Source organism: Aeromonas jandaei, from assembly GCF_037890695.1.
GTDB classification, from domain to species: Bacteria; Pseudomonadota; Gammaproteobacteria; order Enterobacterales; family Aeromonadaceae; genus Aeromonas; species Aeromonas jandaei.
Genome location: NZ_CP149571.1, coordinates 4,250,388 through 4,263,657 on the forward strand (window position 1 = coordinate 4,250,388; position 13,270 = coordinate 4,263,657).

The 13,270-nt window shown below is 55.6% G+C and carries 10 protein-coding genes and 1 pseudogene; 2 read left to right on the forward strand and 9 right to left on the reverse strand.

Going from position 1 to position 13,270, the window contains the following annotated elements:
- Positions 1-16: 16 nt before the first annotated feature.
- The 5 genes from WE862_RS19990 to tapM are packed head-to-tail and all read right to left on the reverse strand — an operon-like array spanning position 17 to position 5,000.
- Positions 17-2,227 (reverse strand): type IV pilus secretin PilQ, encoded by a 2,211-nt coding sequence (locus tag WE862_RS19990; protein WP_042029766.1) that lies wholly within the window; start codon positions 2,225-2,227, stop codon positions 17-19.
- 16 nt (positions 2,228-2,243) lie between these two features.
- Complete coding sequence (locus WE862_RS19995; protein ID WP_042029767.1) at positions 2,244-2,777, reverse strand: pilus assembly protein PilP; 534 nt, start codon at positions 2,775-2,777, stop codon at positions 2,244-2,246.
- Entirely contained in the window at positions 2,777-3,373 is a 597-nt protein-coding gene (gene tapO / locus WE862_RS20000) for a PilO family type IV pilus biogenesis protein TapO (protein WP_033112649.1), read from the reverse strand. The genes WE862_RS19995 and tapO overlap by 1 nt, the downstream gene beginning before the upstream one ends.
- Positions 3,370-3,948, reverse strand: coding sequence for a PilN family type IV pilus biogenesis protein TapN (gene tapN, locus WE862_RS20005; RefSeq protein ID WP_042029768.1), 579 nt, complete (start codon positions 3,946-3,948; stop codon positions 3,370-3,372). Before tapN ends, tapO begins: the two co-directional genes overlap by 4 nt.
- Entirely contained in the window at positions 3,936-5,000 is a 1,065-nt protein-coding gene (gene tapM, locus WE862_RS20010) for a PilM family type IVa pilus assembly protein TapM (protein WP_042029769.1), read from the reverse strand. Before tapM ends, tapN begins: the two co-directional genes overlap by 13 nt.
- 298 nt (positions 5,001-5,298) lie before the next feature.
- On the opposite strand from tapM, the gene WE862_RS20015 reads away from it, so the two are divergent.
- Positions 5,299-7,758 carry a penicillin-binding protein 1A gene (locus WE862_RS20015; protein WP_042029770.1) on the forward strand — a complete coding sequence of 820 codons (2,460 nt, stop codon included), beginning with the start codon at positions 5,299-5,301 and terminating at the stop codon, positions 7,756-7,758.
- A 49-nt stretch (positions 7,759-7,807) separates the two neighbouring features.
- Here WE862_RS20015 and oxyR read toward each other — a convergent pair whose 3' ends face one another.
- The 4 genes and pseudogenes from oxyR to WE862_RS20035 all read right to left on the reverse strand — a co-directional run bounded on the left by oxyR (position 7,808) and on the right by WE862_RS20035 (position 12,247).
- Complete coding sequence (oxyR, locus tag WE862_RS20020) at positions 7,808-8,707, reverse strand: DNA-binding transcriptional regulator OxyR (RefSeq protein ID WP_042029771.1); 900 nt, start codon at positions 8,705-8,707, stop codon at positions 7,808-7,810.
- A 151-nt stretch (positions 8,708-8,858) separates the two neighbouring features.
- Positions 8,859-10,499: a methyl-accepting chemotaxis protein gene (locus WE862_RS20025; protein ID WP_042029773.1), complete on the reverse strand. Its 1,641-nt coding sequence runs from the start codon at positions 10,497-10,499 to the stop codon at positions 8,859-8,861.
- 171 nt (positions 10,500-10,670) lie between these two features.
- Positions 10,671-11,309, reverse strand: a complete 639-nt coding sequence (locus WE862_RS20030; protein WP_042029775.1) for a DsbA family protein — start codon at positions 11,307-11,309, stop codon at positions 10,671-10,673.
- Positions 11,310-11,387: 78 nt separating this feature from the next.
- Positions 11,388-12,247: pseudogene (locus tag WE862_RS20035) on the reverse strand (Vmh family MBL fold metallo-hydrolase).
- Between the two features lie 123 nt (positions 12,248-12,370).
- On the opposite strand from WE862_RS20035, the gene WE862_RS20040 reads away from it, so the two are divergent.
- Positions 12,371-13,270 carry a LysR family transcriptional regulator gene (locus WE862_RS20040; RefSeq protein WP_041210011.1) on the forward strand — a complete coding sequence of 300 codons (900 nt, stop codon included), beginning with the start codon at positions 12,371-12,373 and terminating at the stop codon, positions 13,268-13,270.

The window sequence follows — 13,270 nt, forward strand, 5'->3', positions numbered from 1 at the left end:
CTCACATGTAAAGCATTCAAAAAGCGTCGGTGACTATCTTGGGTGTCACGAAAATCAGCAGTTCACGCTTTTTGTTCTCGCTGGTTGTCTTGCGAAACAGGGCCCCCAATCCGGGAATATCACCCAATAGAGGCACCTTGGTCACATCGCTCTTGATGGTCTGTTGGTAGATACCGCCGAGCACCAAGGTCTCGCCATTGTTCACCAGCACCTGGGTGGTGATGGACTGGGCGTTGATGGATACGGCATCGCCTGTGCCGGTTGGCACTGTCTCACCCTTAGTATCCTGCGTCACGGTCAGATCGAGGATCACCCGGTTGTCGGGCGTGATCTGCGGAGTAACCTTCAGACTCAGTACCGCCTTTTTGAAGGTAACAGAGGTGGCACCACTGGAAGATGATTCTACATAGGGGATCTCGGTACCCTGCTCAATCAGCGCCGGTTTCTGGTTGGCCGTGGTTACCCGGGGGCTTGCGATGATTTCGGCCTTGCTCTCCTTCTCCAGCGCAGAGAGTTCAAGGTCCAGAAGCGTGCCATCGGCCAGACGAGCCACCTGGAAGGCCAGTGTGCCAGCAGCATTGGTCACAGGCAGATTGACGTTCATACGATCATCGGCGGTAGGTCTGGTGATCGCCGAAGTACCGTTGTTGTTACCCGAAGTATCATTCCCTTCAATGGAGCCCGAGGTGCTGTTGCCATGGCCATCATTCTTGGTCACGCCCCAACGCACACCGAGCGCCTCGTCAAAGCCATCGTCAATGGTCACCATGCGAGCTTCAATAACGACCTGCTTGACCGGTATATCGAGAATATCCAGCATTCGCTTGATATTGCTGATCACCTCAGCCGTATCCTTCACCACCAGCACGTTGGTACGCTCGTCCACACTGACCGCACCGCGGGACGAGAGCAGCTTGGTGCTCTGGGAGGAGAGCAATGCCGCGACTTCAGATGCTTTGGCATAGTTGATCTGCAGATATTCGGTGTAGAGCGGTGCCAGATCGGCAACCTGGTTGCGACTCTCCAGCTGTTGTTTTTCACGGGTGGCAATCTCGTCAGCGGGAGCGACCAGCAGAATATTGTTGTCCAGTCGTTTATCCAGCCCGCGCACCTTCAGGATGATATCGAGTGCCTGCTCCCAGGGTACGCCATCAAGACGCAGCGTGATGTTACCGGATACAGAATCGGTGGTAACCAGATTGAGGTTATTGAAGTCAGCAATGAGCTGCAGCACGGTCCTTACAGGAATATCCTGAAAGTTCAATGAGATGGGTTTTCCTTGATACTGCTTGGAACCAGCCGCAGCCGTGCGCTTTTTCACCTCGATAATGAACATTTTGTCTGCCTGATCATAGCGATAATCAAACTGACCATTTACCGATAACTCGAACAGGGTATCACTGCCCTGACGGGACACTTCGACCTGAGAAACCGGGGTCGCGAAATCCTGCACATTGATAAGATTGAGCAAGCCATCAGGCACGCTGGTACCGTGGAATTTGGCCATCACAGTCTGGCCGCGACTGCTCACATCCACCGCAGCGGAGCTGTTGTCCAGTGTTACCAGAAATTCGCCCTGACCATCCTTGCCACGACGAAAATCAACGCCAGTTACCGTATTGAAATAGGCGCCACTGCCACTGTTCTGATAATTATTGAGAACGGGTTTGGCTGAGGCCGTTGAGGCAACAGGCATCGCCTGCGTTTGAATAGGCTGCGAACTGCCTACAACGTTGGAATTGATCAATGCCGATGTGGTGACAGGAGCAGCAGAAGTAGAAACAGGTGTCGCAGCGGGGGTCAGCAGAGCACTCTGTGCATTAAAAGACGCCGTTGATGCCCCTTCCCCCAGCGATACCAGCAATTTACTGCCCTGCTGCTGTACCTGGTAGGGGGCCAACTGATCAAGAGCGATCTTGATATCAAGTCCGGCTCCTTTACCCTCCACCTTGATGTTATCAACCCCCTGTCTCTGGATTGGTAACGGATTGACCTTGAGGGCACCGACTGCACCGGGAATATGTAACAGCAGTTGATTGGGTTGGTAGGAGAGGCGATCGGTAAAACTGCTGACTGGTTCACTAAAACTCAATTCAAGCTGCAGTTGGTCAGCAAGCAGAGGATTGACCTTGATCTCTTGCAGGGTTGCAACCGCCCAGGCCTGAGTAAAGGCACTGGCACAAAACAGCAGGGCCACCTTGGTTACATGTTCCATTGTTCTTCTCATTGCTGCTCATCCCTGATTATTGTTTTGCCTGCGTATTGGCCATGGCCAACTGGGTTTCTCTTGTTACCCAGCACCCCTTCCCATCCGGTATGGTTTCCAGCAAATCCACTGCAGTATCGGTAATTTTGATGACCCGCCCCTGATCAAGCCCCATATACTGGTTTAGCCCGACCCGCATAGACTGACCATCGGGAGTTCGGATCAACGCCCACAATTGCCCGGCCTTGGCCAATGAACCTTGCATCGACAGGCTGGCCAACGAGTAATTCTCCAGCACCTCTTTTTCCCGAGCGCTTACTACTTGTGCACAATCAGGCTTTAGCTTGGCACTATTCTCGGCCCCACTGCTCGCCTCGGGCTGAGGCATCATGAAGGGACTACGCAACTCCTGTTGCTGGTAGTGCATGGGAGAAAATGGCTTGAGCTCCGGCAATGGTTCAATGGGGATCGGCGGCCTTGCTTTGACGTCGGCAATATAGGAATCCATGTCCTCCTGGCCACCACACCCCGCCAGCAGGAGAGCAGGTAACAACCAGCAGATACGCTTCATTATTTAGACCCCACTGTTTTGCCGTTATATTTGTAGGTCTTGGCCAGCATCGACATCGAGATCAGGTCTCCCGAATCCTTGTTCTGATCGAGCGTAAAGGAGTCGAGGATGACGATACGAGGTAACGCCGCCATGTCAGCCGTGAACTTGCCCAGTTCATGATAGGTTCCTACCACCTCGATACGCATGGGAAGCTCGGTCGAAAATTCGTGTTTCACTTCAGGTTCCCAATTAATTCGATTCAGCTTCAAGCCGTTATCAGTGGCAATAAAACTGATGTCATCCAGCAACCCCGCTACTTCATGGGTATTGGGCAGCTGCTTTAGCTGGGTATCAACCAGATGCTCCAGCTCAACCATCTGAGCCTTGTATACCCCCAAGTTCGCAGCAAGCATCGCTTTGCTCTCAAACTGAGACTTCAGTTCAGTCTCCTTCTCCGTTTCTTGTGTCAGCACAGCCAGTGAGTTGGCTATCACGTAGTAGTAGAGGAGCCCACCAGTCAACACACAGCAAAACAGAATAAAGATCACTTTTGCAGCCTTGGGCCAGCTCGCTATGTTGTTGAAATCCAGCTCATTGAGTTGCTGCAGATTCATTTTTTCTCCTTGTTCGCATCATCGGCAGCTGCCGCATTGTTGGCGATAAGGAACATCATGGAAAACTGGCTGAGGGAAACAGGCTCAACGTCGGCAGTAAAAATAGTGCTGATCTTGGACTGTCCCAGCCAACCGGAAGCATCAATCCTGCGCATCATGCTGGCTACCCGACCATATGCCTCCGTCTTGCCATTTACATCTATCATATTGTTCTGCAAGGCAAGAGTATTGAGATAGACCCCGTTAGGCACCAAAGATGGCAGTTGGTTGAAGAGGCGAACCGGCAAGTTGCGGCGCATCTGCAACTGCTCGATAAGCTGCATCCTGTCGATCAGCTCTTTGCGCCGCTCCTTGAGCAACCGAATCTCTCCCAGATGCGCATCCAAAATAGCCATCTCCTGAACAAGACGCTGATTTCGCTGCTGCTGTGAGCCCACCTGATGTTCAACCAACCAGTCGACAAAAAAACCAAGTGCAACCGTCGCCAGCACAAAGGCCCCCAGTAAGACACCGAACTGTTTCTTCTGGCGCTGTGCTCGTACCTCGCGCCAAGGCAGGAGGTTTATATTTGACATGGAGTGAAACTCCTCAAGGCCAACCCGAACGCAGTCATATATTTCGCACCATGTGACTGTTCGACTTCACTTTTTGGTTTGCCAAACAAGGCAAAGAGATCCGGGTGCAATACCTCGCAGTTGACTTCCTCTTTCAGCTGCACCACCAGACCCGGCAACAAGCTCCCTCCACCGCTCAACACCAGCCTGGATACTTCCCGATAGCCGGAAGAGCTGCAAAAGAGCTGAATATTGCGGCGAACCTGCTGAAGCAGTGAGTTGATATGGGGCATCAGCACATCCAGCTCATGATCTACCGGTAGCGTGCCTTTGATCTTGGCCTGCTCTGCTTCTTCCAGCGTCATGCCATAAAAGGAGGAGAGTGCCTGGCTATATTGATCGCCACCGAAGTTTTGCAGCCGCGAGTAGATAACCTCTCCCTTAACCAGTGCAGCAAAGGTCATTGAGCTGGCACCGATATCAATTACCCCCACAGGCCGTTCGTTTTCCAGCAGCTCAGGCAGACAAGTCACCACGGCGCGTCCCAGCGCATGTGACCCGATATCAACCACTTTGACCATAAAACCTGACTCGGAAAGCGCACTAACCCTGCCATTCACACTTTCAGTTCGTGCTGCACTCAGCAGCACATCAAGACGTTCTTCATTGTTAAGGCTATTACCCAGCACCTCAAAATCGAGGCTGACCTCATCAAGCGGAAAGGGAATGATTTGCTCGGCCTCGAGCTGAACCTGATTCTCCAGCTCCTTGTCGCTGAGAGCGGCATCAAGTTGAATAACTTTGGTGATCACATTGGAACCCGTCACAGCCGTGGCGGCATAGTCACTGTTACCGGGGAGCAGGCGTTTAAGACTTTTTAGGGACTGGCTGACTCGCTCGATATCCTGCAACTGGTAATCCACCAGCGTCCCCTTCGGGGTAACGATATTTGCGACGGAATCGATATGCAGCTTGCCGGGACGTCCACTGAGGGTGACCGCCTTGATGGTCTGACTGCCAAAATCAACGCCCACCAACGGGAGGAGGGATCCCTTGTTGAATAGCCCAAACATATACACATCCATGCGTTATTGGGTTTGGTTTCTGGGTTGAGTGTAGGACAGCCCACCCGAAGAGGTCTTTGGCTATCCTAAATGCTCTATCTATCAATGTCATAAAGTTTATACCGAAAAGTGACTTGCCTCGCTTTCTTAATCGGAAGGCATCTCCTTGGTTATTGCGCCCCGGAGTGCTAACCTCTCGCATCCTTCGAGGTGGGTGGCTCGCCACAGGAAAACCTCGAATTCCAGATAGCAAAAGGGCTATACTCTGCGCCCGTTGGCTAATTTTAAGACGATTGGTAGTTCTTCCATGCTGAAATGGCTCGTTCGCCTGTTTATTGTCATGATGCTAGGTGCTGTGCTGGGTGTTGCCAGCCTCATCGGTATCTACTTCTACATCAAGCCTCAACTGCCTGACGTTACTGCACTGCGTGACGTCAAACTGGCAACTCCGATGCGGGTCTATAGTCGTGATGGCGAGTTGATCGCCCAATATGGCGAGATCCGTCGCATTCCGTTGCGTCTGGATGAAATTCCAAAGCCGATGATCGATGCCGTACTGGCAACGGAAGATGCCCGCTTCTATGAGCACCCGGGGATCGACCCCATCGGCATCCTGCGCGCAGCAACTGTCTGGGCTGTCTCCGGCCAAGCCCGTCAGGGTGCCAGTACCATCACCCAGCAGGTTGCCCGCAACTTCTTCCTGAGCAACGAGAAAACCTTGATCCGCAAGATCAAGGAGGTCTTCCTTGCCTGGCGGATTGAGCAGAACCTCTCCAAAGACGAAATCCTCGAGCTCTATCTCAACAAGATTCCCCTTGGTTACCGTGCATTTGGTGTCGGCGCAGCAGCCCAAGTCTACTTCGGTAAAGAAGTAAAAGATTTGGGACTCGACGAGATCGCCATCATCGCCGGTCTGCCAAAAGCCCCCTCCATGCTCAACCCAATCCGTTCGCCGGAGCGCGCCTTTGCACGCCGCAATGTTGTGCTGGGTCGGATGCTGGAGACAGGCAAGATCACTCAGGCCCAGTTTGACGAAGCCTCCAAGATGCCGATCAAGGCTCGTTATCACGGTGCCGAAGTGACCCTGCATGCCCCCTATCTGGGTGAGATGGTGCGCCAGAAAATGGTCGAGCAGTTTGGTGAAGATGCCTACACCATGGGCCTGCATGTCTACACCACCGTCTCTGCCGAACGTCAGCGCGCGGCCAGACAGGCCCTGCTGGATGGTGTCTTTGCCTATGACATGCGCCACGGCTACCGCGGACCGAGCGAACAATTGTGGAAAGCTGGTGAGCCGAGCTGGGATTACGAGCAGATCGTCGCCCATCTGGCCAAACAGCCTACCTATGATCCGCTGATGGCTGCCGTCGTCACCAAGCTGGATGACCGTAATGCCACCCTGGTTCTAAAAAATGGCAAAGAAGCCACCCTTGGCTGGAACGGCATCAAGTGGGCTCGCGCCTTTATTACCGACGACCGCCAAGGCTATGCCCCCAAATCCGCACGGGATGTGTTGAAAGTCGGCGCTCGGATCTGGGTTCGCGAGCAGGGTGAAGAGCTGCTACTGGCTCAAATCCCGGACGTCAACGCGGCACTGGTTGCCATGAACCCGAAAAATGGTGCGCTGGAAGCGCTGGTCGGCGGCTTCAGCTTCGAACTCTCCAAATTCAACCGGGTTGATCAAGCACGTCGCCAGATTGGTTCCAACATCAAGCCTTTCCTCTATGCCACCGCGCTGGAGCATGGTTATACCCTGGCGTCACTTATCAACGACGCCCCCATCAACCAGTGGGATCCCTCCAAGGGGCCGATGTGGCAACCCAAGAACTCGCCGGCAGTCTACGATGGTCCGACACCGCTGCGTTTGGGTCTCGCCAAGTCCAAGAATGTCATGTCGGTACGCCTGATGCGCGCCATTGGCCTCGATACCTATATCGACGGCCTGACCCGCTTCGGTTTCCCGCGCGACTTCATTTCACCTCATGAAGCATTGGCGCTGGGCGCAGCTGAATTCACGCCTCTTGAAGTGGTGCGCGGCTACTCGGTACTGGCCAACGGCGGTTTCCTGGTCACCCCTTACTTTATCGACAAGGTAACCGACAGCCAGGAGAACACCCTCTATCAAGCCAATCCGGCGATCGCCTGCCCCACCTGCGAACAGCAGAATGACCCGCAGCAACAGACCGTACAAACTGCACCTGCCACTGAAGGAGCACCAGCCAGTGCCACTGCTGCTATAGCTCCGCATACCATCAGTGCCCAGAGTTCTTTCCTCATTACCGATACCCTGAGCACCGCGATCTGGGGCGGCAACGGTTGGCGCGGTACCGGCTGGCGTGCAGCGCGTGACCTTAAACGTCACGATATTTCCGGTAAAACCGGTACCACCAACGAATCACGTGATGCCTGGTTCTCCGGCTATACCCCGGATATTGTCGCCACATCCTGGATCGGGTTTGACAACCACCAGCGCGGTCTGGGCCGTGCCGAGTTTGGTGGTGGCGCTGCTCAGCCTATCTGGATCGACTTCATGAAGGTGGCGCTCAAGAATATCCCCGAGCACAAGATGCCGGTGCCGGAAGGGATCATGACCGTCAAGATTGACAGTGAGACAGGACTGCTGGCCACGGGTGGCGGTACCGATGAATACTTCAAGGAAGGAACCGAACCAACCCGCTATGCGACACCGACCTCTGATGGCAATCAGGTGTATGGCGGAGATAATCCGAATGTAGAAGGCCCCGTCTCCACCGACGATATCTTCTAAATCAGCTCAATGGTTCAAATCAAACCGGCAGCCTGCGCTGCCGGTTTTTTTATTGCGCCAGAGCGACCTTCATCAAGCCCGCAATTTTGGTTGCCAGTTCATTGAAACATGGGCGACGTACCGAGTAGTGACGGTAGAGCAAAGAGATCGTGCGACCGGGAACCGGATCGATAACAGGTCGATAACTGACGCCCCCTTCATCACGATCGGCAGGCACGGCCAGACGGGGGATGAGGGTCATGCCACTACCTGCAGCCACCATGTTGCGCAGTGTCTCCAGACTGGTTCCCTTGAACCGCTGATCCTCACCGATGCCGCCGGCAAAGCAGAAGCCCATGGCTTGATCCCGCAGGCAGTGGCCATCCTCCAGCATCAGCAGCTTTTTACCCTTGAGATGCCCGAGCGGCACATCTTTGGCGCTTGCCTCCGGGTGCTGGCAAGGCACTGCCAGCCACATCGGCTCGTGATAAAGCGGGATGGAACCAAAGCCCTCCATGCCAGCCATCTCGGCCAGAATGACGCAATCCAGCTCTCCCTCCTCCAGCCGCTTGAGCAAGCTCTGGGTCTGCTCTTCATAGAGGTAGAATTCCAGCTGGGGGAAGCTCTCGCGCAGGGCTTGAATGATACGAGGCAACAGGTAAGGCCCCACCGTCGGGATAAATCCGATATGGATCTCTCCCGACATGGGTTCTGAAAAATGCTGACCGATACTCTTGAGCTCACGAACTTCCTTGAGCACACGTCTCGCCTGCTGGGCCATGGCATCCCCTGCAGGGGTAAACAGAACCTTGCGTGAGGTGCGCTCAATCAGGATCACCCCGAGCTCATCCTCCAGCTTGCGCAGCTGGCCGCTCAGGGTTGGCTGGCTGACAAAGCAGCGCTCGGCCGCCTTGCGAAAGTGCTTTTCCTCATCCAGTGCCACCAGATATTCGAGATCACGAAGGTTCATACAGCAAGAGTCCTGCCCGGCAAATGGGTCAACAGAATGCCCAATATCCGCACCAGGAACAAGCCATCGCCATCCCAGGACTCACGCCATATTGCTACGTTAATAAAAAAGGCCGACAACCTTGCGGTTGTCGGCCTTGCTTTTGTAATAATCACACCCGGAAACGGCGCACCATCTCCTGCAACTGGGTCGCCAGATGGTTCAGTTCGTTGCACGCCTGCGCCATCTGGGTTGCACCGGAAGCGACCTCCTCGGAGGCGTGGCTGATATTGACCACGTTGCGGTTGAGCTCTTCGCTCACAGCCCCCTGCTCTTCGGTCGCTGTCGCGATCTGGATATTCATGTGAGAAATGCTGCTGACCGAGCCACTGATCTGGGAGATAGACTCGCCAGCTTCCCGCGCCGTAGCCACAGTGGTATTCATCAGATCCTGGCTCTGCTGCATGGTGCTGCCAGCCTGCTCGGCACGCTGTTGCAGCTCGGCGATGATGTTGTTGATCTGGGAAGTGGAGTCCTGAGTACGTTTGGCCAGGGTTCTCACCTCGTCCGCCACCACCGCAAACCCGCGCCCCTGTTCACCGGCACGGGCAGCCTCGATAGCCGCGTTAAGCGCCAGCAGGTTGGTCTGCTCGGCAATGCCGCGGATCACTTCCAGCACCATGCCGATGTTGCGACTGTCATCACCCAACTGGCGGATCACCACCGCGGTACTCTCGATAGCGCTCGCCACCCGCTCGATGCGCTGGATGGAGTCATTGACCGTCTTGGCCCCCAGTTCAGCAGTTTCACTGGCAGAAGTGGCAGCACTGGCGGCATCGCTGGTATTGCGTGATACCTCCTGCACCGTGGCTTGCATCTCGTTCATCGCCGTTGCCAGCTGATTGAGCTCATGCTGCTGGGAATGCATATTGTTGGCAGACTGGCTGGCGACCGAGCTAATCTCCTCGGCAGCAGAACTCAGCTGCACTACTGAACCTGATACTTCGCTGACCAGAGTACGCAAATTGGTCTGCATCTCGCCAAACCCCTTGGCCAGCGTTCCCAATTCGTCGTTGTTGAACTGCTGCATATCGATACGCGAGGTGAGATCCCCGGCAGAGACTCTGCGAGTCTGCTCAAGGAGAACCATAACCGGATTGCGGATCTGGCCGGTCAGCAGCCAGGCAATCACAACGACAAAGCCAAGGGTGATTAGGCTGACAACAATGCTCATGGTTCTGGCGCTGTCGTAGAGATCGGCCACCCCTTTGGTCATCTGCTCGGCGATTTCATTGTTGATTTCGCGCAGTCGCAGTGATTTAGCCCCCGCCTCTTCCAACGCAGCTCTGGTCTCGTTTTTGCGCAGACTTCTGACTTTATCCAGATCACCGGCAGCAAACGCATTGACCAACTCCTCATGCACCGAGAAATATTTGGCACCAGCATTAAGCAGTTGCTCATAAGTCTGCTTTTCTTCATCGGTAGCAAAGGGCATTGCACCATATTTTTGAGCCGCAGTATCAAACGCCAGCTTGGCCTTGTTGAAGGTGAGCGTCCGTTCACTCACCTCCTGGGCATCCTTGTTTAGCCCCGCAATCACCTGAGACAGCTCGGAGCGACGTGCATCCAGAATTGCCACGTGCATCTGGCTGGCATAACGGGTGGAAGGCAGCAAATTGGTGGTAATGGTTTCGGTATCACCGTAGAGCTTGGCCAACTGGCTGATGGAGAACCAGGCCAAGCCCAGCACCAGCACAGCCAGAATGGCAAATCCAGCACTCAGCTTCTGACCAATAGACATGTTTTTGAACATAGGAGGGGTTCCTTGAAATAGGTCTGCACTCCCGCGACATCCTTCGGGAATGGTCATATAGAGCATAGCCTGCAAGCAGAAAATCGAAGTGTTTCATATCGCTTCTGCATACCGGAATATCGGCCTGCCCCCTCCGCGCTAAAGGTGCATTATCTGTTCACACTTTAATAACTATTTCATCAGCTCCAGCAGCTGCTGACGCAACCCGGCCGGGTCGCCCAAGAAGTCGGACACTCGGACAGGGCTCGCCTTGCCATCGCACTCCAGCCCAAGCGTGGGGTAGCCCTGACCACCAACCCTCTTCATCCACCCCTGGCTGTCAGCCAGATGTTGCAGCAGAGGGGCCTGCAGATAGGCTTGCTGGAACGCGTCTTCACTGATCCCCTGCTCTGCTGCCAGCGTGGCCAGATGTTCGGCAGAGCCCACCCAGATCCCGTCCCGATAATGGGATTGCTGGATCCGGTGCAGCATGGTCAGGCCATCACCACCCAGTGCGGTGACTGCCAGTACCGCACGGATCGGCGGTTCGGAGTCCAGCAGACAACCCTCACGCAGCAGAAGATCGTTGAAATAACGCTCGCCAAAAGGCTGACCGGTCAGCGCTTCGATCCGCTGATCATGAGGCCGGACGTAGTCGCGCAGCGCTTCGCCCATCGGCTGACGACGCACACCCAGCCAGAGTCCGCCAGCATGGAGCTCAATCTTCAGCCCGGTAATGGTGGCAGCACTTTGCAGCAGGGGCGCCGCACCGTAGCACCAGCCACAGAGGGGGTCGTAAACATAATGGAGAACGGGATTCTGTTGCTTCATGGTATCTCTCTTCACATTCAGGATAAAAAACCGGGCCCTCTGGCCCGGTAAAAAAACACAGGGATACGGCTCAGTGAATTACCACTTCATCTCGCCGGTATTGACCTTGGCACCGATGGCCAGACCATCGTCAACCGGCAGGGAGGGGTAGGCTTTCTTCAAGCTATCGATCAGCTGGCCGGAGTTCTTCGCTTTCGCCAGCTCTTGCTCGAAACGCTGCACATAGCCGCGGGTAAAGGTCACAGCTTCGCTCCCTTTCGGTTCAGCACCCAGGAAGTGGCCCGGCACTACCCGCTCGGGTTTCAGCGCCAGTAGCTTGTCGAGAGCCTGAACCCAGTTGCTGCGGGCCGCTTTGGTCTGGCTGTCGGCCATCCAGACATGCACACCGTGGTAAACCGGCACACCACCAAAAGCGGTCTTGATGGAAGGTGCCCAGAGGTAGGCATTCGGCGTGTTCATCTCCTTGATTTCGATCTTCTCGCCATCAAGGGTCAGCTGGCTGGCAGTCATCACTTGCGGCACGGTCAGGCTCTTCGGTGCCCCTTTGCCCAGGATCGGCCCCAGTAAGCCAGTTTGGCATCCTTGGTCTCCTTGATGTGGTCGACCACGTGCTGGTCGGCCAGCACCTTCACGTTCGGGAAGGCTGCCAGTACCGGCTCCAGACCGAAGTAGAAGTCGGGGTCACCGGCGCTGATATAGACGGTGGTCAGCTGCTTGCCACTCTTCTTGATCATGTCGACCAGCGCCTGACCATTCTGTACGTCGAACTGGGCATCGATCAGGATGGCCTCTTTATCGCCCGCTACCAGCGAGGAGGAGACCGGGAAGATCGCCTTTTCACCGGGGTTGTAGACGGTCACGCTCAGCGGGCCCGCCAGAACGGCGCCACTCAGCAGGGTGGTGGTCAGAGTCAGGTTGCGGATCAGGTTGTTCATCATGTTTTCCTCATTAATCATTCGGGGGTTCATTTGATGGACAGAGTTTATTAGATCACTTAAGGTGCAAATACAGCACTAACAGCGCATCACTGTTGCACAAATCGAACATATAGAGAGCCATACATGGATCGACTGACCGCTTTACGGGTCTTCGTCAGCGTAGTCGAACAGGGGAGCCTGAGTGGCGCCGGCGAGAAACTGGATATGTCACGCGCCATGGTGTCGCGCTACCTGGCCGAGCTGGAGAGCTGGATGGGCGCCCGCCTTCTGCATCGCACCACCCGGCGTCTTAGCCTGACCGGCCCGGGTGAGGAGGCGCTGAACCGGGCCCGTGCCATGCTGGCGCTGGGAGAGGAGATGGAGCAGATCGCCGTGAAGGGGGATGATGCCCCCAAGGGGCAACTGCGGATCACCAGCAGTTACTCCCTCTCGGAAGCCTTGCTGGTTGGCGCGGCCAACGACTATCTGGCGCAATACCCGGGCACCGCCATCGATATCCTGCTGCTGGACAGAACCGTCAATCTGGTGGAGGAGCGGATCGATCTGGCCGTGCGCATCACCAACGATCTCGACCCCAATCTGGTGGCTCGCCGACTTGGCACCTGCCATTCGGTGGTCTGCGCCAGCCCGGCCTATCTGGCCAACCACCCGGCACCGCAAAAGGTGCAGGATCTGGCGCTGCACAACTGCCTCACCTACACCTACTTCGGCAAGAGCCTGTGGGAGTTCAACGGCCCGGACGGCCCCGAGTCGGTGCCGGTCAGCGGCAACCTGAGTGCCAATATCTCCAACCTGCTGCTGGAGGCGACGTTGGGCGGTGCCGGGATCAGCCTGCAACCACGCTACTCGGCCCAGCCCTATCTTGAGCGGGGAGAACTGGTTCCGCTGCTGACCCAGTGGCAACCCAAGCGACTCGGCGTTTACGGGGTGTATGCCACCCGCAAGCAGATGTCACCGCTGCTGCGCAGCTTCCTCGATTTTCTGCTGGCTCGCATGGCGGCAGACCCGCTTTGGCGGGAGTGA